Below are 22,997 nucleotides of genomic sequence, written 5' to 3' on the forward strand. Positions count from 1 at the left end.
TTTTGAACGATAATTAAATATGGTTTTTAGCAATGGCGATAATTCTTCGTTTCGCAAAGAAAAAGTGACGGCGTTTACCGCCCATTTGTCGCCATAATACTGCACTGCGAATACCTGCTAATAATAATGCACGTATCTTGTGTTGTACTAATTGCTGTTTTAGTAAGTCAGGCTTGCCATAAACCTGAATTCGGTGCCCTAGGGGGCTAAGCACCTTTGAATAAATATCGGCAAGTGCCGTAATAACAGTGTCATCAGTAATAGCAAAGTGATCAAGACGTCGCTTGATATCATCAATGCTTTTACCAAGCTCTGCTAAGCTACTTGCTTTTGCGCTCAGTGCACGCTCAAGTTGCATTAAACCGCCAACGTATTTGACGATTTCAACATCTTTCTTTGCACCTGCACTGAGTTGATCAAGTAAGATTTTATAACCATCTCTTAGATTCTCACTGCCTTGATACACATCACTGGGTGAATCAGGGGAGGTTTGTACAATACTGGTTAATAGTTTTTCTAATTCGTAATCGTTGCTACTGCCGTACTGCGCTATTTTTTGAACTTGTTTAGCAACTTGGCACATGGCTGCTAATGCCATGACTTGGTGTTCATTCATTATTTGATCACCGAATCAATAATACCGCCACCTAAACATATTTCGTTGGCATAAAACACCGCAGATTGTCCTGGGGTTACTGCTTTTTGTGGTTCATCAAATAATACTCGGGCAAAACCGTCATCACCAACGAGCAGCGTACAGTTAAGGTCTTCTTGACGATAGCGAGTTTTTACCGTGCAGCGGGTGGTGCCTTTTGGTCCAATACGATCAACCCAGTGTAATTGGTTGGCATTTAGTCCATTGCTGTAAAGGCGTGGATGGTCTTTACCTTGACCAACAATCAATACGTTGCGTTCTAAGTCTTTATCTACCACATACCATGGTTCGCCAGAGCCTTCTTTCATGCCACCAATTAGCAAACCTTTACGTTGACCGAGAGTGTGATACATCAAGCCTTCGTGCTCACCAACGTTGTTACCGTCTGTGTCTTCAATAACACCCGGTTGTGCAGGTAAGAATTTTTGTAGGAAGTCTTTAAACTTACGCTCACCGATAAAGCAAATACCGGTACTGTCTTTTTTATCGTGGGTAATTAAGTCTTGCTCTTCAGCAATGCGACGCACTTCAGGTTTGGCAATATCACCAACTGGGAACAGCGTTTGTGCAATATGTTCATGACTTAATGTGTATAAAAAGTAGCTTTGATCTTTGTTATCATCAAGACCACGACACATAGCGTATTTATCATCGCGTAATTCACGGCGTACATAATGGCCTGTGGCTATAAAGTCAGCGCCAAGCGCCGTTGCTGCAAATTCTAAAAAAGCTTTGAATTTGATTTCTTTATTACACATAATGTCAGGATTTGGCGTACGGCCTGCTTTATATTCAGCAAGAAAGTACTCAAATACGTTATCCCAATATTCTGCGGCAAAATTAACTGTGTGTAGTTCAATCCCCAGCTTGTCACAGACTGCTTGCGCGTCTTTTAAATCGTCGGCAGCAGCGCAATATTCATCATTATCATCTTCTTCCCAGTTTTTCATAAACAGGCCTTCAACTTGATAGCCTTGTTGTTTTAATAAATAAGCTGATACAGAAGAATCAACACCGCCGGACATGCCAACGATGACTTTAATGTGACTATTTTCGCTCATGGATAATTTCGCTTATACAGGTTGCTGTCATTTAAACTACTAGCGCATACGCGTCGTATTACAGAGCTAAAAGGAGACACTCTGACAAATTACGCAGGCTATGAAAGGCCGCGATTATAGCAGTATACCCAAACCACCTCAAGATGCAGAATTCAGCGTTTCACAGGGGCTTAATATCAAGGCGTTACTTTGCAACAATGGCAGTCCCTTTTAAGAAGTAACAACGCTGAGAGTAAGTGCCTGTGAAACGCCCAACGGGTTGGTTTAAAAGCGATTTATACTGTGTTATTGATTTTAACAATAGAACCACTATTCCTTGCAATCAATGCCTTGACTAAATCGCTTTTAATTCCAACGACGCTCGCATCTTGAGGTGGTTTGGGTATATAGACAGCCAAGCCACCCAAAATATGAGTTTTGTAGGGAACAGTTTCGTAGCCAAATTGGCAGGGAAGAGGTGGTTTTTAAGTTGGATTAAAAACGATAAAATTTTTTGTAAGGACATTTGGCTGGTTAAGTTTCAAAAAAAGCGCTTGGATTTTGAAACTTAACTAAGGCGTTATGGCTAGGTAAAAATTATTCTACACCAATAAACCCACCGGTTTGGTGTGTCCACAACGCGGCATAAATACCATTTTGTGCTAGCAGTTCCTCATGGCTACCTTGCTCTACAATGCCGCCCTCATCAAGTACGATGAGCCGATCCATTTGTGCAATAGTGGATAGTCGATGTGCGATGGCAATGACGGTTTTACCAGTCATTAAATCATCAAGACTCGCTTGGATTGCCGCTTCAACTTCTGAATCAAGCGCACTGGTTGCTTCGTCTAAAATCAAAATGGGAGCGTTCTTTAGTAAAACTCGTGCAATTGCGATACGTTGACGTTGGCCCCCTGAGAGTTTAACGCCGCGTTCACCCACTTGTGCATCAAAGCCTTTATTACCTTTACTGTCCTCTAAGTCTGCAATAAACTCCATGGCTTTTGCTTGCTTGGTGGCATTTAGCATTTGTTCATCAGTTGCATCAGGGCGGCCGTAAAGTATGTTTTCTTTTACTGAGCGGTGCAGCAGTGATGTATCTTGGGTGACCATCGCAATGTATTGTCTAAGGCTTTGTTGGCTTACTTTTGAAATATCTTGACCATCAATTTTTATAGCGCCACTGTCGACATCATAAAAACGCAGTAATAGGTTTACAAGTGTTGATTTACCAGCACCAGAGCGCCCCACTAAACCAATTTTTTCGCCTGGTTTTATATTTAAATCTAAGCCATTAATAACAGGGCCTCGGTTGGTTTCGTTGGCGGCTTTACCATAGTTAAAAAACACCTTATCGAATGTAATTTGTCCTTGACTCACAGCAAGTGTACTTGCGTTTTGCTCGTCATCAACATCAATAGGCGTTGAAAGGGTTTTCATACCATCGCTTACTGTACCAATATTTTCAAATAGGCTGCTAATTTCCCACATGATCCATTGTGCCATGCCATTTAAACGCAGTGATAAACTTACAGCTACGGCAATTGCTCCTGCACTGATTGCGCTTAATGACCATAAATAAAGTGATAGCGCAGCAACGCTAAACACCAATAAATAGTTAAGGCTATTAATGCAAAAGTTTAGACTAGTCACTAGGCGCATTTGTTTATATACAGGCTGTAAGAATACATCCATGCTGTCTTTTGCGTATTGCTCTTCGCGTTGGGTATAGGAAAATAGTTTAATTGTTGAAATATTAGTATAACTGTCAACGATTCTACCGGTCATTTCGGAGCGAGCATCCGCTTGCGAGCTGGCAATACGTTTAAGTTTTGGTACAAAATACATTTGTATGAGAGCATACAGCGTAAGCCACACTAATAGCGGTAACATTAATCGCCAATCTGCTTCAGCGGCTAAAAACACCATGGCTCCAAAATAAACCACTATATACATTAGTACATCAAGTAGTTTCATTACGGTTTCACGCACTGCCAGCGATGTTTGCATTACTTTAGTGGCGATACGCCCAGCAAATTCGTTTTGATAAAAGCTAACGCTTTGGCGCAGCAAGTAGCGGTGAGCTAACCAGCGGATTGACATTGGGTAATTACCCAGTAGTGCTTGGTGCAAAATAGCTGAATGAAAAAACACTACGGTCGGCAATATAACAAGCAGCACTACCGCCATTTTTATGAGTTCAGATTTTTGCTCAACAAATAATGTTTCGGGTGTATAAGCACTAAGCCAATCAACAAGTTGGCCCATATAGCTAAACAGTGATACTTCTAAAATTGCGAGCAATGCTGCGCTGAGCGACATAAAGAAAAGCGAGGCTTCCATGCCCTTAGTGTAATGGCGGCAAAACGCAAATAGCGTTGTCGGAGGCTGAGTCGGTTGTTGCTCCGGAAACGGCTTAGTCATCCGTTCAAATAATCGATACATTTTAATATCTTGAATAGCAAAAATGGCGTTAACTATATCACTGAAAAGCGACAAAAACAGGTGTGCAGAATGATCTTTTTGGTTGTTTGTCGGTTATTACAAAACAACAGGGACTACCATTTTATTTTGCCAATCAGCATATCTTTAAACATTACCCAATCTCCCCATAAACTATAAAAGGGGTATTTAAAGGTAGCAGGGCGGTTTTTCTCAAAGAAGAAATGACCAACCCAGGCAAAACCATAACCAATAATGGGTAGCAACCACAACAGCATAAATTGTTGGCTATACAGCACATACAAAACGATAATAAGCACCAAAGAGCTACCAAAAAAATGTAACCGTTTGCAGGTAATATTTTTATGTTCTTGTAAGTAGTATGGGTAAAACTTTTTAAAGCTAGTAAATTCAGGTGTACTTTTCATATCACATATCTTGTTAATGCTAGCTATTACTTGAAAAAAGGCGTTGGTGTGTTTTAAACGCATACTCGTCAGTCATGCCACTTAAATAATCACAAATTACCCTGTGAGTATTACCATTTTGTTGTGCTTGGCGAAACACATTTGCTGTGGTTTCAGGTAAGAGCCGTAATGGTTCGCAGGCAAACGCTTCAAATAATTCAATAATTAATTTTTGTCCTTTAAACTCAATTTGCTGCATATGTGAAGCACGAATGAGTCGTTGATAAATAAATGACTTTAAAGTCTCAAGTAAATGCTGATAACTATGCGGTAGTTCAACGGTATAATTTAAAATTGGATTTTCAAACTTAAGTTCAGTGTGGACGATGGATGATTGAGTAATAAATAAGTTTACTAACTCACCAATCACATCTTTACGCTGTGCTTCACTACCTAAAAATAGCCGCTCGGTTAAGTTACTGTCGCCAAGCCACTCACATTGCACAAGCTCAAGTGCGGGTAATGCATGATTTTGCCACTCTTTTAGGGTGATTTGCTCTGTTGCAATTGCGTCTTCAAGGTCATGCACGGCATAAGCAATATCGTCGGCAAGTTCCATAATGGCTGCATCAAGGGATTTAAAACTGGTTTTAGATCTAAACTCATCGACGGCCTTAAAATCGCCTAAGCGTTGTTTATCAGCGTCAGATAAAGGCGCAACAATCCAGTCAAAGGTCGCTTTATCATCTTTGTATAAGCCTTTTGCTGGGCGCCAGTCGTCAGCTTTTATAAATGCACGTTGCGGATCATGATGTGGGATGGTGTGCCATAAGTCATCAATAAAAGCTGGGTATTTTATAAAGCCAAGCAAAGTGCGGCGCGTTAAGTTCATACCATGGCCATCACTGTATGGTTCGAGTCTTGAAACAATGCGCAGTGTTTGTGCATTGCCTTCAAAACCACCATGTTCACGCATCATGTAGTTAAGAGCAATTTCACCGCCATGCCCATAAGGTGGGTGGCCTATATCATGGGCCAAACAAAGTGTTTCAAGTAAACTAGGGTCGGGAAAATGTGTGAAATCAGGGTGTTGTTTTTCTAAATGGCGAAGTAACCCACTGCCAATTTGCGATACCTCTAAAGAATGAGTTAAGCGTGTACGATGAAAATCATTTAGGCCAATTCCCATTATCTGAGTTTTAGCTTGCAAACGTCTAAATGCAGCTGCATGGATTATCCGGGAGCGGTCTACTTGCCACGCTGAGCGGTTGTCATTAGGGCGAAACTTGTTTTGATTTATTATGCGGCTTTGCCAGTCTAATTCCATTAATGAGTATCCGGTAACTTTTTTAGCGTTTCTATGCGTTTAATTGTAGCTGATTTTTTAAGATTATAAATCCTTCAAATGGGTATATTCGCCTTTATTGAAGGGCTTAGGTATAATGAATGGTCAGATGCGTGTGGATCTACCATGCATAAATGTTAGTTTTTTTGAGAGAATACATGCTTAAGTATCTTTTTCGTTTTATTGTTAGCCTATTTTTCATTTGGGCATTGAGTTATCCATTTATTGAAAAGTCGGATCCAACTATTGAGGACGAAACAACCTCAATCAAGCCACCAGTCAAAAAGAAAGAAAAGCCCTTACATAATATTAAACTTCCTGATTTTGATGGTTTTAGTGATGTAAAAGAAAAAAAACATGCTTTTTTTAACTTTATTCGACCACATGTTGAGGCTGAAAATAAAAAAATTCTGCAGCAGCGGGCAACGTTGGAGATTGCAGTGATGATGCTGCAATACGATGAGCCATTAAGTCGCACGCAAACCAAGCAAGTTAAAACGATTTTAAATCGCTATAAATTACCAGAAACGATAGATAGTTTGTCTTTGCGTCAGGCATTACGCCGAGTTGATATTATTCCTAAAGAATTGGCGCTGATGCAAGCGGCCAACGAATCAGCATGGGGGACGTCTCGGTTTGCTCGAATAGGTTTAAACTTTTTTGGTCAGTGGTGTTACAGCAAAGGTTGCGGTATGGTGCCTAATCGTCGTAATAGCGGTGCAGATCATGAGGTGGCGGCATTTAAATCTGTGCGCGCAGCCGTGACTTCTTATTTTAAGAATATTAATACTCATGCCGCCTATAAACACTTACGTAGTATCCGCGCCGATTTACGTTTACAAGAAAAGCCAATTTCAGCGACTAAACTAAGCTACGGATTAACCTCATACTCTGAGCGTGGTGAGGCGTATATCGAAGAATTAAATCAAATGATCAACCAAAATAGAGCCTACTTTGATGAATAACCCAGTACGTAATATCAGTCATATTATGGCAGCTGCCGTTGTACTAATAGCAACATTTACTGTCCAAGCAAAAGAGTTTGTGGTCTCCTATGATGGCTTTTATGACCGTTTAAAAGTCGTTAATAAAGGTGACTTTCAATTTGCTCAGGTTAACTTTTACATCACCGACATTGCTAGTAATGATGAATGTTTAATTAAAACTGGGCACATTATTACTGAGCGAGAGGAGTTTCCACTTAATTACACGGAGCACGCTCAGCTTTTACTTCCTTTTGATAAACAACTTGATACAAATAAAGCTGTGGTGGTTATCGAGCCTCAAAACGAAAACCATGATTGCCAGTTAAAACTGCAAATTGAAGCGCGTGAGTTTAATAATAGTAATTTGAATAAACACCAGTTGTATCAGCTTAATAATGAGTTTGATGAATTATTGTCGGATCTGTCGGGATTTTTTGTTAGCAAATTGATGAGCTTTTTATTGCCTGAACAACAAGGTGTAGTGCTGACTTTTGCAGAGCCAGTCACAATTGCCGATCCTGCTTTTGATTGCCAAGGGGCAATTTGTCATGTCAGAGTTACTGAGCAGTGGGAAGACGATAAAAGCGCATTTGCTGTGTCGGTGCCATTACTAAAAGTAACGCCATGGATAGCTAAGTAGTAAAAAACAGTTCAGCAAGCGTTGTTAACAGCAGCGCTTGATTTATGTTATTAATCAATGCCTGTGAATAACCTTGTTTTTAGGCAATTGAGTTACACGCAGCCCAAAGCACGTTAAAATACAGTCATTATAGATTTAAAGTAATTCCTTAGATATGAATAAACCCCATGTGATTGAATGCCTGCGTTTTGCTTTAGAAGCGCAACTTACTACCGCGCAGGCTGCTGCAAAGACAGCCCATGATACCGCCACTCATGAAGAAAATATTGCTGAAAATAAATACGATACATTAGGCCTAGAAGCTGCCTATTTAGCACAAGGGCAAGCACAGCGAGTGAATGATTGCCATTTGAGTATTATCGAGTTTGAAAAGGCATTTAAAATCGCTGTATCAAGTAAAGTTGCCATTGGTTCACTGGTCTGCATCTGTGATGAAGACGAAAATCTAAAATGGTATTTTTTAGGACCACTATCAGGTGGTTTAAGCATTAAAATAAAAGACACTACAGTGTATGTTCTCACCCCACTGTCGCCATTAGGTAAATTACTGATGAACAAGCAACAAGGTGATGAGTTTAGTTTTACAATCGCGAATAAATCCTTGTTATTAGAAATTGTTTCAATAAGTTAGTGGTGTTGAAAGGCGCTTTAATCAGCTTTATTAGACCTTACTATGGTTGATTAAATTTACTTATCTTAACGCTAAAAATTACTCGTTGGTAAGGTAGCGAAAAACCCTTTATAAATCACCTGTAGATTAAGCAGTAGCTGAATCTAAAGCACCCATCCTGTTAAGTACACCAGTAGCACAACAATGACTTAGCAGTATGGGTGTTTCTATTTACATTCACTCTTATATTTGTATTTTGACTTATTTTAGGAAAAGTCGTGTTTAAAACCTTGATTGTGGTTGATAACAACGAGCATGCACTTGCTCATTCATTCGAAAACGTAATTACCTTCAATACTTACTTACGAGATTACCCAAAGCATAATGAGCCTAAAACGCGCATTATTAATCTATGCGACTCAAGCCAATACTTGAGTAAAGGCTATTATTGCTCATTACTTGCTGAGGCACGTAAACATCAGGTATTACCTAGTGTAAAAACGATTAATGCGCTACGTAGTGGCCAAACTTTGATGCTTAATGTTGGTCATCTTGATGATGCATTATACTTTGGGCACGCAGTAAATGAATTACAAAACAAAGCGGCAAAAATGGTATTTAAACAATACCCAGCGCCTATTTTATTTGTAGATGAAGCTGGACTATTACAGCAAGGTTCATTGGCGTCGCTTAATGCTCAGCAGCATCAAGACTTTGTTGCTAAATTAACTGAGTTTACGCAAACACAGTGGCGTATAAGCAGTACGCAAAAACGTTACCGCTGGGATATGGCTATTTTAGTTGATCACAATGAAAAAGTGCCACCAAGCGATAAAGATGCAATAGCCCGTTTTATCAAAGCGGCAGCTAAACATGGTATCTATGCTCAAGCGCTAAGCGTTGATGAAATAGATAATATCGCTCAATTTGATGCGCTATTTATTCGTCAAACAACTGCAATTGACCACCCAACTTATCGTTTGGCAAGTAAGGCGCAGAGCCTAGGATTAGTGGTGATTGATGATGCAGAGTCTATTCTACGCTGTTGTAATAAAGTGTATTTGCATGATGCGTTTAATTATCAAAAAGTACCGAGCTTAAAAACCGTAGTGGTAGCTGATCAAAGTGATGAAACCATCAGTCAGCTTGAAGAGGCATTTACTTATCCATTAGTGCTTAAAATGCCGGAAGGGTCGTTTTCAAAAGGTGTCTACAAAGTAACTGATCGTAATGAGCTGGCAGCAAAATTGACTGAGTTATTTGAATTTAGCGCTTTAGTTTTAGCCCAAGAATATATGTACACAGAATACGATTGGCGAGTAGGAGTTTTAAATGGTCGTGCTATCTATGCATGCCGTTATTTAATGGCTCGTAATCATTGGCAAATTTATAACCATGATGCAAAACGGTTTTTCTCTGGGGGTTTTGAAACACTGCCTACTTTTGAGTTGCCAAAAGCAGTTTTAGATGCAGCATTAAAAGCATGTAAAACTGTGGGCAAAGGGCTCTATGGTGTGGATGTTAAAGAACACCAAGGTCGTGCATATGTGCTTGAAGTAAACGATAACCCAAGTATTGACCATAAAGTAGAAGATGGTTACTTAGGTGATGAGCTCTATATGATCATTATGGAAGAATTTAAACAACGCCTCGAAGCACGAGGCCGAAGTTAATGACCGAGCAGAGTGTGGCAGTTCGCGCTGCCACAGATAGCGATTTAAAAGCGTTACTTGAGATAGAGCAGCAAAGTTTTAATCAAGATAGATTAAGTGCGCGTAGCTTAAAGCGCTGGATTGCAGCCAAGCATGGTATTTTAATGGTTGCAGAGTTAGATCAACAGATACTCGGCTATGGCTTAGTGTGGTGTCATAAAGGCACTCGTTTAGCACGTTTATATTCGCTAGCAGTTGCACCAAATGCACAAGGCAAAGGCGTTGCTCAGCAGCTTTTGAAAGCACTAGAAAGAGCAACGGCTGAACGCGGGCGGTTATTTATGCGTCTTGAAGTGGCGGTAAATAATAAAGCTGCAATCGCACTTTATGAAAAGCTTGGATACCGAGTATTTGGGCAATACAGTGACTATTATGATGATCATAGTGATGCCTTGCGGATGCAAAAAAACATTCGCAAAACCAGTGAGCTTGAGTTTTCGCGTGTAACGCCTTGGTATCAGCAAACAACCGAATTTACTTGTGGGCCAGCGGCATTATTAATGGCAATGTCATCAATAAAAAAAGCGATTATTTCACAAGTGAATGAGCTTGATATTTGGCGTGAAGCAACCACTATTTTTATGACCTCTGGTCATGGCGGTTGTCATCCATTAGGACTTGCTTTAGCTGCCAATAAACGCGGTTTTATAGCCGATGTGATTATTAACACACGTGATACATTGTTTGTTGATGGCGTAAGAAGTGATAAGAAGAAAGCAATTTTACACACGGTTCATAATCAATTTGTGGTTGAGGCAATTAATCACAAACTAGATGTGAAGTATCAAGACTTAACCCTTGAGCACATAGAACGCTGGTTAGCAGCAAAAATGGCCGTGGTGCTATTGATCAGTACGTATCGCTTTGATGGTAAAAAGTCACCGCATTGGGTGTGTGTAACGCATTTAGATGAGCATTGTCTATATGTCCATGACCCTTTTTGTGAAAGCGATAAACAGCTGGCGATTGATTGTCAACATGTCCCCATCGCTAAGAGTGACTTTTTAAAAATGGCCAGTTTCGGTAGTTCTCGTTTGAGTACGGCACTGGCTATACACATGCAGTAATTTTAGGATCTTGAGTGACTTTTTTTGAATTAGTAGATATCGCCCCCTATTCGTGGTCGGCAATAGGCAGTGCTGCATTTTGTGGCGCTTTGATTGGTATGGAACGCCAGTTACGGGGCAAACCAGTAGGAATAAGAACCTCAGTACTGATTATATTAGGTACTTATTTGTTTTTAGCTACGGCGTTTATGCTCCATGGTGATGTGATTGACCACTCGCGCGTGGTTGGTCAAATTATTACTGGCATCGGCTTTTTAGGTGCTGGAGTGATGCTCGCTAAAGATGGCGCTGTGGTTGGAGTAACATCGGCGGCAACTATCTGGGTTTTGGCATCTATTGGTGTAGTGATTGCAACCGATAATTTATTGGCAGCTATTAAACTATCCATTTTAGTGGTGGGTATTTTATATGGTGTTGATGTCCTTGAAGCTAAGTTTAAAAGCCTAGGGCGCGGTGTTCATGCTCAGGTTAAACGCTATTCTAAATTGTACTACAAAAAGCGTTAATCTACGCTGCAAATCCTGCGCCGATACAAAGTAGAGAACACATGACTTGTATCTGCGCAAACAGTTATTGAATAAAATGATGACCAAGCTCATTCGTGAGCTATTCGCGTCGATTAACTCCCAAATAACTTTCTTCTAACCACTTTTCGATACTCACTAGGGGTTTGCGAGAGCACTTTTTTAAACACGCGGGTTAAATGGCCTTGATCATTGTAACCTACCTCTAAAGCAACCTCTTGAATTGATAAGTTAGATGATGCAAGTAGCTCCTTGGCTGTTTGTACACGTAATTGCTGCCAATACTCAATGGGGCTTTGGTTGGTCGCAATGCGAAAGCGGCGAGTAAAAGAGCGGTAACTCAAACTAAATAGTTGAGCAACCTCTGTTAAACTTTGCTCTGTGGTTAAGTTGTTTTTTAACCAAAATTGAATTTGCGCAATCAGTTCATCTGGATGCCGATCAACGGCGCCTTCAAGGTAGCGCTGATCTTCGTAAGGTTTCCTAATTTCGTGAGAAAAGTTGCGCTCAACATGCTGAGCGGCGGCCTGTCCGTAGTATTGGCTAATAATATGCACGATCACATCTGCTAAGGCATTTAGACTTGCCACACTGTATAAGCGCTCAGATTGGGTGATAAAAAAATCAGGCTTGAGCAGCACTTGTGGGTAGTTGCGCTTAAATTGCTCTGCATAATGCCAATGGGTGGTAGCGGGGTGACCATTTAATAACTTAGCTTCAGCGACTAAGCAATTGCCAGTACCCACGCCAATGATTGAGCTACCCGTTTGCCAGCTGCTGGCAAGCCACTGAACTAACCCAGAGTTTGCTCTGACAACAGGGCGAGGATTACGCCAAATACCGGGCACAATAATCAAGTCACTGTAAGGTGCTGTGCCGTAAGTGTGATCCGGTAATATTGCTAAGCCGCTGCGATTTTTGATAGCTTCGCCGTCCTCAGCGATTAAATTAATCGTTAATGGCCGAAAAGTTCCGCTGTTTAGATGCCCTTTGGCGTACGCCTCACCGGCTCTGAGCATTTCAATTGGCAAGGTGACACTGGTGATCAATAAGTGCTGGTATACCAAAATACTTATTTGCAAAGGGCTAAGTACCAAGTTGTTGTCCATTTAATTGCTCCGACCAGTTTGATTTGGCCTCATAGGCTCATTATTTGGCTATTTAAGCACAATGTTGATAATTAAATCCATCTAAACTGCAAGTATCTCCTATAACACGTTTTCTCAAGGTAAATTATGACAGCATTACCCGTTATTATCGGCATGGGTGGAATTAACGCCGCAGGTCGTACTTCTTTTCATCAAGGTTATCGTCGTATCGTGTTAAACAACTTAGATACTCAAGCTCGCCAAGAAACATTTTTAGGCCTCGCCACGTTAATGAACTTAGTGAGTATTGTGAATGGGCAACTGCAAGATTTACAAGGTAATACTGTTGAAAAAAGCGACATAGAAGCACGCTTTGGTGAGCAAATTATTGCCGGTACGTTAATTCGTAAAATTGAAAAAGAGCATTTTGATGTCGATGCAACACCATGGCAGCAAAAAATGACATTAACCGCGTCAGATGAAAGCGCGATTGTGTTTGAAACACGTCGTCGAGATTTACCTTCGCCAGTCCCTGCAAGTTGGCACGTAGAAGAGCTTGAAAATAAAAAAGTAAAAGTAACCATTGCGGCTCAGTTTGATATTAAACATGCTTCTACTCGCGATAATCCGATTAAATCGGCTGGGCAACTACCAACAGGGTTTGATCCATCAATTATGTACAACAGCCGCTATCAGCCACGTGGTTTACAAGCAACTATTTTTGCTGCAACTGACGCGATTAAATCAACCGGACTTGATTGGCAACACATTATGAATAGTGTTGAGCCGGATAAAATTGGCACTTATTCAGCGTCGGTTATTGGTCAAATGGATGACAAGGGCTTAGGTGGTTTAGTAAAAGCCCGCCAGCAAGGTGATCGTGTCAGCACTAAGCAGTTAGCGCTTGGCTTAAATACAATGTCGACCGATTTCATTAATGCCTATGTGACGGGCAATGTAGGCACTACGTTTTCAACTTCTGGCGCGTGTGCAACATTTTTATATAACTTGCGCGCTGCAGTAAACGATATACAAGCAGGGCGTACTCGTGTTGCTATTGTGGCAAGTGTTGAATGCGCAATTACTCCTGAAGTGGTTGAAGGCTTTGGCAATATGAGTGCGCTGGCGAATACTGAAGGTTTACGCCGCTTGGATAACTTAAGCAATGATGATGAGCCTGATTATCGTAAAAGTAGCCGCCCATTTGGCGAAAACTGCGGCTTTACTTTAGGTGAAGGGGCACAAGTAGCGATTCTAATGGATGATGCGTTAGCACTGGAGTTGGGTGCCGACATTCTAGGCTGCGTGCCTGATGTATTTGTAAATGCTGATGGCGTTAAAAAATCAATTACATCACCAGGACCGGGTAATTATATAACCATGGCGAAGTCGGCGGCATTAGCCACGAGCTTATTAGGTAAAGAAGCATTACAACAACGTAGCTTTATTTTAGCGCATGGTTCAAGCACACCGCAAAACCGCGTAACAGAGTCATTAATTTATCATAAGGTGGCACAAACGTTTGCCATTGATAATTGGAAAGTAGCTGCACCAAAAGCGTATGTAGGGCACACAATTGCGCCAGCTAGTGGCGACCAATTAGCGATGGCGCTGGGTGTCTTTGCACATAATATTATGCCGGGTATAACCACCATAGATAAAGTGGCCAAGGATGTGCATAACCAGTATTTAGATATTCGTACTGAGCATTATCAATGCGAAGATATGGATATTGCCTTTATTAATTCAAAAGGCTTTGGCGGTAATAATGCCACAGCCACTGTTTTGTCACCCATCGTGACCATGAAAATGTTAGCAAAACGCCATGGCAGCGCGGTGATGGATGCATATGCATTTAGCAATAAAACTGTTTCAGCCGCTCAGGCAAATTATCAGCAACAAGCTGACTTAGGACAATATGAGCTAATTTATCGCTTTGGTGATGGCATGATTGATGAAGATGAAATCGTCATTTCTGATACCGACATGCATATTCCAGGTTTTGATAAAGCCATTGCATTTAGTAAAACGAATCCTTATCAAGATATGTTTTAAGCACATTATTCTTGAGTGGTAAGGCGCTTTTATAGCGCCTTTTTTAATGCGTGAATATTAGCCCTATAAAGTTTTCAAATTGTCATTGGCTGCATTTTTTTGTTGAATCACCGCAGTTTATGCAATCTGTCATTTATCCTTGTTATAATTGAAGCTATTGCAGAGGCCAAGGTTTGAGAGTCTTATGATCGCCAGTTTATTATTGTTCAGTGCCAGTATTACATTAGATAGCCATTTACCGCCATTGTTGCCATGGCAAGGTCAAAGTCTGGCATTGATACAACAAAAAGGTCCATTAACCACAGATTTCGAACTAAGTGAAGGGCTAAAATCACCAAATTATCAGCAAACTATGGCCTTTGTAGATCGTCTTGTTGCAGCAAACCCTACCCAATTCCAAGTGCAAACTATTGCACATAGTGCCAGTGGCCGTGCGATCAACATGATGGTAGCCAGCGAAGATGGTGCATTTACACCTTCGCAGTTAATGCAAAACGCCAAGCCGACTATTTTTATTCAAGCGGGAATTCATGCCGGCGAAATTGACGGTAAAGATGCGATGTTTATGTTGCTACGCGATATTGCAACCGGAAAACGTCGAGATATTTTAAGCCAAGTGAACATCTTATTTATTCCTATTTTAAATGTTGATGGCCATGAGCGTAGTAGTCAGTTTAATCGCATAAACCAGCGTGGCCCAGTTGAAATGGGCTTTAGAACCAATGCTAATAATTTAAATTTAAATCGTGATTTCACCAAACTAGATACGCCGGAAGTACGTGGTGTATTAAAGGTGATCAAGCAGTTTAACCCAGATTTATATATCGATGTGCATGTGACTGACGGTGCAGATTATCAATACGATGTAACTTACGGGTACAACCCCGTATTTGCTAGTGAATCGCCAAGTGTGTCAGATGCGCTCAATAATTATTTTAAACCTATCATCGACACAAAATTACAAGAGCAAGGCCATATACCTGGGCCGCTGGTATTTGTAATGGATAAGCGCGAGTTTAAAAAAGGCTTAGCGGGCTGGGTTGCCACGCCTCGTTATTCGAATGGTTGGGGGGATTTAAGATCGTTACCCACAATTTTAGTCGAAAATCATTCATTAAAACCGTACAAACAACGTGTACTCGGTACTTATGTATTTTTAGATGGAGCTATTTCAGCACTGGCACAACATCATCAACAATTAACCGAAGCGGTTGAAAAAGAACATGATTTTGTACCAAGTCAGCTTATTGTTGAACGCGGTTATGCAAAAGAGCCAAACACTATCGCATTTGCAGGGATCAAATATTCACGCAGTATGAGCGCCTTGAGTGGCCAGATAGAAGTAAAGTATTTAGGTGAAAAACAACACTATGATGCGCTGCCTATTTACTGGCAGAAGGACGCAAAAACCGTGATCACCGTACCAAATTCGTTTTATATTCCACCTGCTTATCCACACATTGTCGAAAAACTCAAATTACATGGTATTACAGTAGAAAACGTGAGTAGTGATGAGCTGGTAACTAATTTAAAAGTCGCGGTAGTAACAAAGCATGAATTTGATAAAGCGCCGTTTGAAGGACGCTTTCGAGTAAATGCAGATTTTGATTTTGTAGATGTGCCGGAAAAGTCGTTGACCGGTTGGTCTAAAGTTGAAACTGCTCAACCTTTCGGTGAATTAGCAACTCATCTTTTACACCCCAAAGCACCGGATTCATTTTTTGCATGGGGTGAGTTTAATACCATTTTTCAACGTACTGAATACATGGAAAACTATGCATTAGCGCCGTATGCTCGCCATATGCTAAAAGATAAATCGGCTCTTGCACTTGAGTTTGATAAAAAAATTCGTGAGGATGTCGCTTTTGCTAAAAATGCACAAGCACGATTAAACTGGCTCTATGAGCATACGCCATTTTATGATCAAGCTTATTTAAAGTATCCTGTGTTGATGACATTTGATACTAAATCGCAAATAAAGAATTAAAATATGGAAATAATTACCGTACCGGTGACCGCTTTTGCACAAAATTGCCGAGTGGTTATTTGTAAACAAACACGCCACGCAGCGGTTATCGACCCCGGTGGCGACGCTGATAAAATCATTACTGAGCTTGCCAAGCATCAGTTAAGCTTGCAGTGTATTTTACTCACCCATGGCCATCTTGATCATGTTGGTGCGGCAAAAGTGCTTGCTGAGCATTTTTCTGTCGATATTGTCGGGCCACAAAAAGACGAATTATTTTGGTTTGATGCATTACCTATGCAAGCGCAAATGTTTGGCTTTTCAGCGATTACGCCTTTTCACCCTCAGCATTGGTTAAGCCACGGGGATACGTTTACATTGGGTCAATTGCGATTTGAAATTCGTCATTGTCCGGGCCACACCCCTGGGCATATTGTATTTTATGAAGCAACACATCAGTTAGTGATAGTCGGTGATGTTATTTTTAAAGGCTCAGTAGGGCGTACAGACTTCCCTAAAGGGGATACCCAGCAGTTACTTGACTCGATTAAAAATCATATTTTGACACTGCCTGATGAAACGCGAATTCTATCTGGACATGGACCTGACACGAAAGTGCTGACTGAACGCATATCGAATCCATTTATAAGTGGTAAATTTGGTTAGTTGCGCATAATAAATGCATAAAAGTACAAGACTCAACTCTCAAAGCAATGTATAATTTAATCAATTTAGTAAAATAAATAAGAAATAAAATGCCTCTAAATCATGTTGATCGCCAAATTTTGGCACTGTTACAGCAAGATGCAAGTCTTTCGACCGCTGATATTGCTGATAAAGTCGGTTTATCTCAATCACCTTGTTGGCGTCGTATTGCTAAGCTTGAGCAAGATGGTTATATCAAAGGCAAAGTTGCCTTATTGGATGAGAAAAAGCTCGGTTTTGATATGCTCGTGTACGCTCATGTTCGTTTATCAAATCATGGCCGTACAAACTTAGCTGAGTTTGAACGACTTATCCTAAGTTATGATGAAGTAACAGAATGTTACAGTATGGCTGGCACTATGGACTTTATGTTGCGGATCATTTCTAAAGGGATTGAAGGCTATGAACAGTTTGTGCGTGACAATTTATTGAATCTTGAATTTGTACAAGAAGTTCACTCAAACGTCACTATGACTTGTGTAAAACGCAGTACATCGTTGCCACTTTAATCGTATCTAATCAAGCTAGCGCTATAAAGGCGTTAGCTTGTCCCTCTTACTGTAATTGTTAACTTTAGCTTAATTTGTTAGAATTGAGTGTTTTTTTGATCCCACACCCCGAAGAGGAATTAAATGTTTAACTTATTAAGCAAGGCGCCAAGCTCTGCTAAAAACGATATCTTATCAGGTATAACAGTTGCCTTAGCGCTTGTTCCTGAAGCTGTTGCATTTGCGTTTGTAGCAAATGTTGAGCCTTTAGTTGGTTTATATGCAGCATTTATTGTTGGCTTGATCACCGCTATTTTTGGCGGCCGCCCAGGTATGATCTCCGGTGCAACCGGTGCACTTGCCGTTGTTATGGTAAGTTTAGTGCTAGATCATGGGGTTGAGTACCTCTTCGCGACTGTATTACTGATGGGGATACTACAAATACTGGCAGGGGTGTTTAAGCTCGGTAAGTTTATTCGTATGGTTCCTCATCCGGTGATGCTCGGGTTTGTAAATGGTTTAGCGATTGTCATCTTCTTAGCCCAATTAGGGCAATTTAAAGTATCCGATGGCCAAGGTGGCATGCAGTGGATGACCGGCACGCCGATGATGATCATGCTAGGATTAGTCGCCTTAACGATGGCTATTATTCACTTTTTGCCAAAGTTGACTACAGCTGTGCCATCAACATTAGTGGCTATTGTTACAGTAACCGCTATTGTGATCGGGTTTGATTTAGAAGCGCGTACAGTACTTGATTTCTTAAAAGATATGACCGGTGACAGTGCGGCAACTATTGCTGGTGGTTTACCACAATTTCACATTCCAATGGTTCCATTTACCTTTGAAACATTAAAAATTATTTTACCTTATGCACTTATTTTAGCGGCAATTGGTTTAATTGAATCATTATTAACCCTTAGCCTGATTGATGAAATCACAGAAACCCGTGGTCACAGTAATAAAGAATGCATTGGTCAAGGCGCTGCAAACGTTACCTGTGGTTTCTTTGGGGCGATGGGAGGTTGCGCGATGATTGGTCAATCAATGATCAACATTAACTCAGGTGGTCGTTCGCGTTTATCTGGTATTACAGCAGCATTAATGCTCCTAGCATTCATTATTTTTGCCGCCAGTTTGATTGAAATGGTGCCGCTGGCAGCCTTGGTTGGCGTGATGTTTATGGTGGTATTAGGCACCTTTGAATGGGCGAGTTTCAAAATGATGAAGCGCGTACCAAAATCAGATGCGTTTGTTATTGTATTAGTGTCGGGTGTAACGGTGATAACGGATTTAGCAATTGCAGTATGTGTGGGTGTGATTGTGTCTGCCTTAGTTTTTGCGTGGCAACATGCGAAACATATTTTTACAACAAACTATATTGATGAGCAGGGCTCTAAAGTCTATGAACTTCACGGACCATTATTTTTTGGCTCAGTGAAAAAGTTCGCGGAGTTGTTTGATGTTAAAAATGACCCTAAAGACGTTATCATCGAATTTAAATATAGCCGAGTGGCAGATCACAGCGCCATTGAAGCAATTGATACTTTAGCTGATAAATACACCAAGGCAGGTAAGCAGTTGCATTTACGCCACTTAAGCCAAGACTGTACACAGTTATTACACAAAGCGCGCGACTTAGTCGAAGTGAATGTAATTGAAGACCCTACTTATAAAGTCGTCTCAGATAAACTTGCTTAAAGGATACGTTTGATAAAAGCGAAGGCAATGCCTTCGCTTTTTATTGCTATTTAATCAATAATCAGCAGGATCTGTAGACAACATTAAAATTTATTTAAGTCACATAAAAACCAGTGATCGGTGAGTCAATTATTGAGACTAAGCTCGACTAGTGCAGCTAGTGCCTGTATAATTCGCGGCCTCTTTATACCGTCTTATTGCCTGTATTAACTTTTCCTTATTCAGCGAATAGTGTACTTGTCAGTATTTGCTTAGGAAATTCATTTTGATCTCTACCGCTAATATCACCATGCAGTTTGGTGCCGAACCCTTGTTTGAAAATATCTCCGCTAAATTTAGTAACGGTAATCGTTATGGCTTAATTGGCGCCAATGGCTGCGGTAAGTCAACCTTCATGAAAATCCTCAATGGTTCGCTTGCGCCAACTTCAGGTAACGTATCAATTGGCCCTGGACTGAAAGTCGGTAACTTAAGCCAAGATCAGTTTGCTTTTGAGCAATACTCTGTGGTTGACACTGTGATCATGGGTGACGTTGCATTATGGAAAATAAAGCAAGAACGTGAGCGTATTTATTCTCTGCCAGAAATGAGTGAAGAAGATGGTATGAAAGTCGCTGAGCTTGAAAGTGTTTTTGCTGAAATGGATGGTTACAGTGCTGAAAGCCGCGCGGGTGATATTTTATTAAAAGCGGGCATTGAAGAAGAATTTCATTTTGGTCTAATGTCACAAGTAGCCCCTGGCTGGAAGCTGCGCGTATTACTTGCGCAAGCTTTGTTTGCTAACCCAGATATTTTATTACTGGATGAGCCTACTAATAACCTAGATATTCATACTATAAGCTGGTTAGAGCATGAACTTAACCAGCGTAAATGCACCATGATCATTATTTCTCATGACCGCTATTTTCTTAATGCAGTATGTACTCATATGGCTGATATTGACTACGGTGAGCTGCGTATTTATCCTGGCAACTACGAAAAATATATTGAAGCATCAACGCTTATTCGTGAACAATTACTTGCTGGTAATGCTAAAAAGCAATCTGAAATTGAAGAGTTACAAGATTTCGTAAATCGTTTTGGTGCTAATGCATCAAAAGCAAAACAAGCGAGTTCACGTGCTAAACGCATGGATAAAATCAGCTTAGATGAAGTGAAGTCGTCAAGCCGAATGGCGCCGTCATTGTATTTTGATGAAGGTAAAAAGATGCACCGTCAAGCATTGATCTTAGAAGAATTTGGCCATGGTTTTGACGGTGAAGTATTGTTTGAAGGCGGCGAGCTGATTTTAGAAGCGGGTTCAAAACTTGCGATTATTGGTGAGAATGGTGTTGGTAAATCAACCTTTATTCGCTGTTTAGTGGGTGAACTTGAAGCTAATCACGGTGTTGTAAAATGGTCAGAAAATGCATCGATAGGTTATTGCCCACAAGATAGCAGCAAAGATTTTGATAACGATTTAACTTTATTTGATTGGATGTCACAGTGGCGTACAGCTAAGCATAACGATTTAATGGTGCGTGGCATGTTAGGTCGGTTATTGTTTACTGCGGATGATGCGAATAAAAAAGCTAAAAACTGCTCAGGTGGTGAGAAAAATCGCCTATTGTTTGGTAAATTAATGATGCAAGACGTAAATGTTTTGGTGATGGACGAACCGACAAACCACATGGATATGGAAGCCATTGAAGCGCTTAATAATGCGTTAAAAGGCTTTGAAGGGACGCTGATTTTTGTTAGCCATGACCGTGAGTTTGTTTCATCACTGGCAACCCGTATTATTGATATTCGTGACAAAGCAGTGGTTAATTTTCACGGCACTTTTAATGAATTTATGGCGAGTCAGCAAGAGCAAGCAAAGCTGTTGGCTAAGTAAGGTAGTACGCTTGAAAAGCCGACCAAGGTCGGTTTTTTTGTGTCTAACAACTTCTCCCTAAATATAGGTTAATTTGATATCAATCTAAAAGCGCCATATTGTTAGTATTGATAATTTTTAAGGTATCAGTGTGGAAATTCGACCTCATTTTTTTAAACTCACCGCTAATCTTGAAAAATTTGCACTTGTATTGTGTTTAGTATCAGTAGCAGGGGCTTTTTTATTTCCAGACATGCTTACTGCGACTATCCAGCCACTGATCATTGATGTGTTAGCTGTATTGGGGGGACCGTTTTTTCTGTTGGTAAATTTTTTATTGATCAGTGTTATTGTGCTGGCGATGAGCCCACTTGGGCAGCGAAAAATTGGTGGCGAGCAAGCAACGGTTGAATTTTCAACCTTTGGTTGGCTTTCCATGTTGTTTGCCGCAGGCATGGGCTCTGGTTTAGTATTTTGGGGCGTAGCGGAGCCTGCAATGCATGTACTACAACCGCCCTTAAAACAAAGTTTATACCCTGATCGCCAAGCCGCCGCACTCGCTACCACACTAGTGAATTGGGGGGCACATGCATGGGCCTTGTACGCCGTATTTGGTTTAGTGCTAGGTGGTTTAAGCCATAATAGCGGCAAAGCGGGCGATATTAGTGCCCCTGTACTGAGTTTAACACGCGGACATGTAAGTAGAATTACCCAATTAAAGTTTAAGTTTGTGATCCAACTATTAGCTATTTTGGCTATTTTTTTTGGTGTAGTAGGCACAATAGCTAATTCCACATTGTTACTGCGTAAAGGTATTGAACTTAAGTTGAGTGTTGATTCGCCGTGGTTGGTGGGTTTAATTATTATCGTGTTATTAGCACTACTGTATAGTTTGTCTGCGCGATTAGGGTTAAAAAAAGGTGTACAGACATTGAGTCAATTTAATGTGTTTTTGGCATTTTTTGTCCTTGTTTGGCTGATGATGATGGTGCCATTACAACCGATTATTGATGTTGCATTAAAGGGCAGTAAGTATTACATCCACTTATTAGTAACTGGAACTTGGCAATTTTCAAGTCAATTAAATGAGCCCACATGGGCAAATAGTTGGACCTATAATTATTATTTCTGGTGGTTAGCGTGGGGGCCATTTGTTGGGGTGTTTTTAGCTAAAATAAGTCAAGGTCGGCCAGTTTGGCAGTATATTGTTGGTGTTGTCGTTGTGCCAACGTGTGTAACTATCTTATGGTTTAGTGTTTTTTCTGGATCTGCTATTGCGTGGGACAGTGGCCATAGCAACGGCATTATGGCCGCCATTAAAGTTGATTATACCCAAGGTTTATTTATATTTTTCAAACAACTCGGTTGGCAAGGTGGGGTCCTGATCTGGGCAAGTTTACTGTTGTTGCTGATTTTTGTTGCAACTTCAGTAGACTCGGCAATATTAGTGATCCGCAACTTAGCGGGAGCAAAAAGCAGTCATAGGCTAAGCTTATACACTTGGTCTTTTCTTCTTGCATTGAGTAGTTGGGTATTGTTATTAGAAAATAATGAACTTCTTAATCGCAGTTTGGCGGTTATTGGTGCAGTTCCATTTTTGTTTATTTTTATTTTGCAACTAACTGGGTTTGTGAAAGAATTCATGGCTGAGCTACAAGACTAAGCTCAGCGCATGCACGGTTGTAGGTGTACTTGTCGACAGCACTATTTA

At 40.6% G+C, this 22,997-nt stretch carries 19 protein-coding genes; 13 read left to right on the forward strand and 6 right to left on the reverse strand.

Annotation, left to right across the window (positions count from 1 at the left end):
• Positions 1–13: 13 nt before the first annotated feature.
• The 5 genes from hflD to J7338_RS09650 form a co-directional block, all read right to left on the reverse strand.
• Positions 14–616 (reverse strand): high frequency lysogenization protein HflD, encoded by a 603-nt coding sequence (gene hflD, locus J7338_RS09630; RefSeq protein ID WP_210796866.1) that lies wholly within the window; start codon positions 614–616, stop codon positions 14–16.
• On the reverse strand, positions 616–1,716 hold the full coding sequence (gene mnmA / locus J7338_RS09635; RefSeq protein WP_210796867.1) for a tRNA 2-thiouridine(34) synthase MnmA: 1,101 nt from the start codon (positions 1,714–1,716) through the stop codon (positions 616–618). The genes hflD and mnmA overlap by 1 nt, the downstream gene beginning before the upstream one ends.
• Positions 1,717–2,292: 576 nt before the next feature.
• On the reverse strand, positions 2,293–4,140 hold the full coding sequence (locus J7338_RS09640) for an ABC transporter ATP-binding protein (RefSeq protein WP_210796868.1): 1,848 nt from the start codon (positions 4,138–4,140) through the stop codon (positions 2,293–2,295).
• 113 nt (positions 4,141–4,253) lie between these two features.
• Positions 4,254–4,565, reverse strand: coding sequence for an Mpo1-like protein (locus tag J7338_RS09645; protein WP_210796869.1), 312 nt, complete (start codon positions 4,563–4,565; stop codon positions 4,254–4,256).
• Positions 4,566–4,584: 19 nt separating this feature from the next.
• Positions 4,585–5,871: an anti-phage deoxyguanosine triphosphatase gene (locus tag J7338_RS09650; RefSeq protein ID WP_210796870.1), complete on the reverse strand. Its 1,287-nt coding sequence runs from the start codon at positions 5,869–5,871 to the stop codon at positions 4,585–4,587.
• Positions 5,872–6,047: 176 nt separating this feature from the next.
• Between J7338_RS09650 and J7338_RS09655 the strand changes: the two genes are divergently transcribed.
• The 6 genes from J7338_RS09655 (at position 6,048) to J7338_RS09680 (ending at position 11,410) form a co-directional block, all read left to right on the forward strand.
• Positions 6,048–6,854 (forward strand): glucosaminidase domain-containing protein, encoded by an 807-nt coding sequence (locus J7338_RS09655; RefSeq protein WP_210796871.1) that lies wholly within the window; start codon positions 6,048–6,050, stop codon positions 6,852–6,854.
• On the forward strand, positions 6,847–7,515 hold the full coding sequence (locus tag J7338_RS09660; protein WP_210796872.1) for a DUF2987 domain-containing protein: 669 nt from the start codon (positions 6,847–6,849) through the stop codon (positions 7,513–7,515). Before J7338_RS09655 ends, J7338_RS09660 begins: the two co-directional genes overlap by 8 nt.
• A gap of 154 nt (positions 7,516–7,669) precedes the next feature.
• The gene (locus tag J7338_RS09665) at positions 7,670–8,146 is read left to right on the forward strand and encodes a GreA/GreB family elongation factor (RefSeq protein WP_210796873.1); all 477 of its coding nucleotides are present in this window, start codon (positions 7,670–7,672) and stop codon (positions 8,144–8,146) included.
• A gap of 257 nt (positions 8,147–8,403) precedes the next feature.
• A complete protein-coding gene (locus J7338_RS09670; protein WP_210796874.1) occupies positions 8,404–9,798 on the forward strand; it encodes a RimK family protein in 1,395 nt (464 codons plus the stop codon).
• The gene (locus J7338_RS09675; protein ID WP_210796875.1) at positions 9,798–10,904 is read left to right on the forward strand and encodes a GNAT family N-acetyltransferase/peptidase C39 family protein; all 1,107 of its coding nucleotides are present in this window, start codon (positions 9,798–9,800) and stop codon (positions 10,902–10,904) included. The genes J7338_RS09670 and J7338_RS09675 overlap by 1 nt, the downstream gene beginning before the upstream one ends.
• 14 nt (positions 10,905–10,918) lie before the next feature.
• Positions 10,919–11,410 carry an MgtC/SapB family protein gene (locus J7338_RS09680; RefSeq protein ID WP_169020483.1) on the forward strand — a complete coding sequence of 164 codons (492 nt, stop codon included), beginning with the start codon at positions 10,919–10,921 and terminating at the stop codon, positions 11,408–11,410.
• Positions 11,411–11,523: 113 nt separating this feature from the next.
• Here J7338_RS09680 and J7338_RS09685 read toward each other — a convergent pair whose 3' ends face one another.
• A complete protein-coding gene (locus tag J7338_RS09685; RefSeq protein ID WP_210796876.1) occupies positions 11,524–12,537 on the reverse strand; it encodes a GlxA family transcriptional regulator in 1,014 nt (337 codons plus the stop codon).
• 126 nt (positions 12,538–12,663) lie between these two features.
• On the opposite strand from J7338_RS09685, the gene J7338_RS09690 reads away from it, so the two are divergent.
• The 7 genes from J7338_RS09690 to J7338_RS09720 all read left to right on the forward strand — a co-directional run bounded on the left by J7338_RS09690 (position 12,664) and on the right by J7338_RS09720 (position 22,949).
• Positions 12,664–14,571, forward strand: a complete 1,908-nt coding sequence (locus tag J7338_RS09690) for a beta-ketoacyl synthase (protein ID WP_210796877.1) — start codon at positions 12,664–12,666, stop codon at positions 14,569–14,571.
• A gap of 184 nt (positions 14,572–14,755) precedes the next feature.
• Positions 14,756–16,558, forward strand: coding sequence for a M14 family metallopeptidase (locus J7338_RS09695; RefSeq protein WP_210796878.1), 1,803 nt, complete (start codon positions 14,756–14,758; stop codon positions 16,556–16,558).
• A 3-nt stretch (positions 16,559–16,561) separates the two neighbouring features.
• A complete protein-coding gene (locus tag J7338_RS09700) occupies positions 16,562–17,203 on the forward strand; it encodes an MBL fold metallo-hydrolase (RefSeq protein ID WP_210796879.1) in 642 nt (213 codons plus the stop codon).
• A gap of 89 nt (positions 17,204–17,292) precedes the next feature.
• Positions 17,293–17,751 (forward strand): Lrp/AsnC family transcriptional regulator, encoded by a 459-nt coding sequence (locus J7338_RS09705; protein WP_169020487.1) that lies wholly within the window; start codon positions 17,293–17,295, stop codon positions 17,749–17,751.
• Positions 17,752–17,874: 123 nt separating this feature from the next.
• Positions 17,875–19,431: a SulP family inorganic anion transporter gene (locus tag J7338_RS09710; protein WP_210796880.1), complete on the forward strand. Its 1,557-nt coding sequence runs from the start codon at positions 17,875–17,877 to the stop codon at positions 19,429–19,431.
• Between the two features lie 265 nt (positions 19,432–19,696).
• Complete coding sequence (locus J7338_RS09715) at positions 19,697–21,307, forward strand: ABC-F family ATPase (RefSeq protein ID WP_210796881.1); 1,611 nt, start codon at positions 19,697–19,699, stop codon at positions 21,305–21,307.
• Positions 21,308–21,437: 130 nt separating this feature from the next.
• Positions 21,438–22,949 (forward strand): BCCT family transporter, encoded by a 1,512-nt coding sequence (locus J7338_RS09720; RefSeq protein WP_275074473.1) that lies wholly within the window; start codon positions 21,438–21,440, stop codon positions 22,947–22,949.
• Positions 22,950–22,997: the final 48 nt, after the last annotated feature.

Source organism: Pseudoalteromonas ostreae (assembly GCF_018069805.1).
In the GTDB taxonomy this organism is placed as follows: domain Bacteria; phylum Pseudomonadota; class Gammaproteobacteria; order Enterobacterales; family Alteromonadaceae; genus Pseudoalteromonas; species Pseudoalteromonas ostreae.

Coding starts and splice junctions, on each gene's coding strand:
- J7338_RS09700 (WP_210796879.1), top strand. CDS start 16,562: ATGGAAATAATTACCGTACCGGTGACCGCTTTTGCACAAAATTGCCGA.
- J7338_RS09660 (WP_210796872.1), top strand. CDS start 6,847: ATGAATAACCCAGTACGTAATATCAGTCATATTATGGCAGCTGCCGTT.
- mnmA (WP_210796867.1), bottom strand. CDS start 1,716: ATGAGCGAAAATAGTCACATTAAAGTCATCGTTGGCATGTCCGGCGGT.
- J7338_RS09690 (WP_210796877.1), top strand. CDS start 12,664: ATGACAGCATTACCCGTTATTATCGGCATGGGTGGAATTAACGCCGCA.
- J7338_RS09710 (WP_210796880.1), top strand. CDS start 17,875: ATGTTTAACTTATTAAGCAAGGCGCCAAGCTCTGCTAAAAACGATATC.
- J7338_RS09645 (WP_210796869.1), bottom strand. CDS start 4,565: ATGAAAAGTACACCTGAATTTACTAGCTTTAAAAAGTTTTACCCATAC.
- J7338_RS09655 (WP_210796871.1), top strand. CDS start 6,048: ATGCTTAAGTATCTTTTTCGTTTTATTGTTAGCCTATTTTTCATTTGG.
- hflD (WP_210796866.1), bottom strand. CDS start 616: ATGAATGAACACCAAGTCATGGCATTAGCAGCCATGTGCCAAGTTGCT.
- J7338_RS09640 (WP_210796868.1), bottom strand. CDS start 4,140: ATGTATCGATTATTTGAACGGATGACTAAGCCGTTTCCGGAGCAACAA.
- J7338_RS09675 (WP_210796875.1), top strand. CDS start 9,798: ATGACCGAGCAGAGTGTGGCAGTTCGCGCTGCCACAGATAGCGATTTA.
- J7338_RS09685 (WP_210796876.1), bottom strand. CDS start 12,537: ATGGACAACAACTTGGTACTTAGCCCTTTGCAAATAAGTATTTTGGTA.
- J7338_RS09665 (WP_210796873.1), top strand. CDS start 7,670: ATGAATAAACCCCATGTGATTGAATGCCTGCGTTTTGCTTTAGAAGCG.
- J7338_RS09650 (WP_210796870.1), bottom strand. CDS start 5,871: ATGGAATTAGACTGGCAAAGCCGCATAATAAATCAAAACAAGTTTCGC.
- J7338_RS09705 (WP_169020487.1), top strand. CDS start 17,293: ATGCCTCTAAATCATGTTGATCGCCAAATTTTGGCACTGTTACAGCAA.
- J7338_RS09695 (WP_210796878.1), top strand. CDS start 14,756: ATGATCGCCAGTTTATTATTGTTCAGTGCCAGTATTACATTAGATAGC.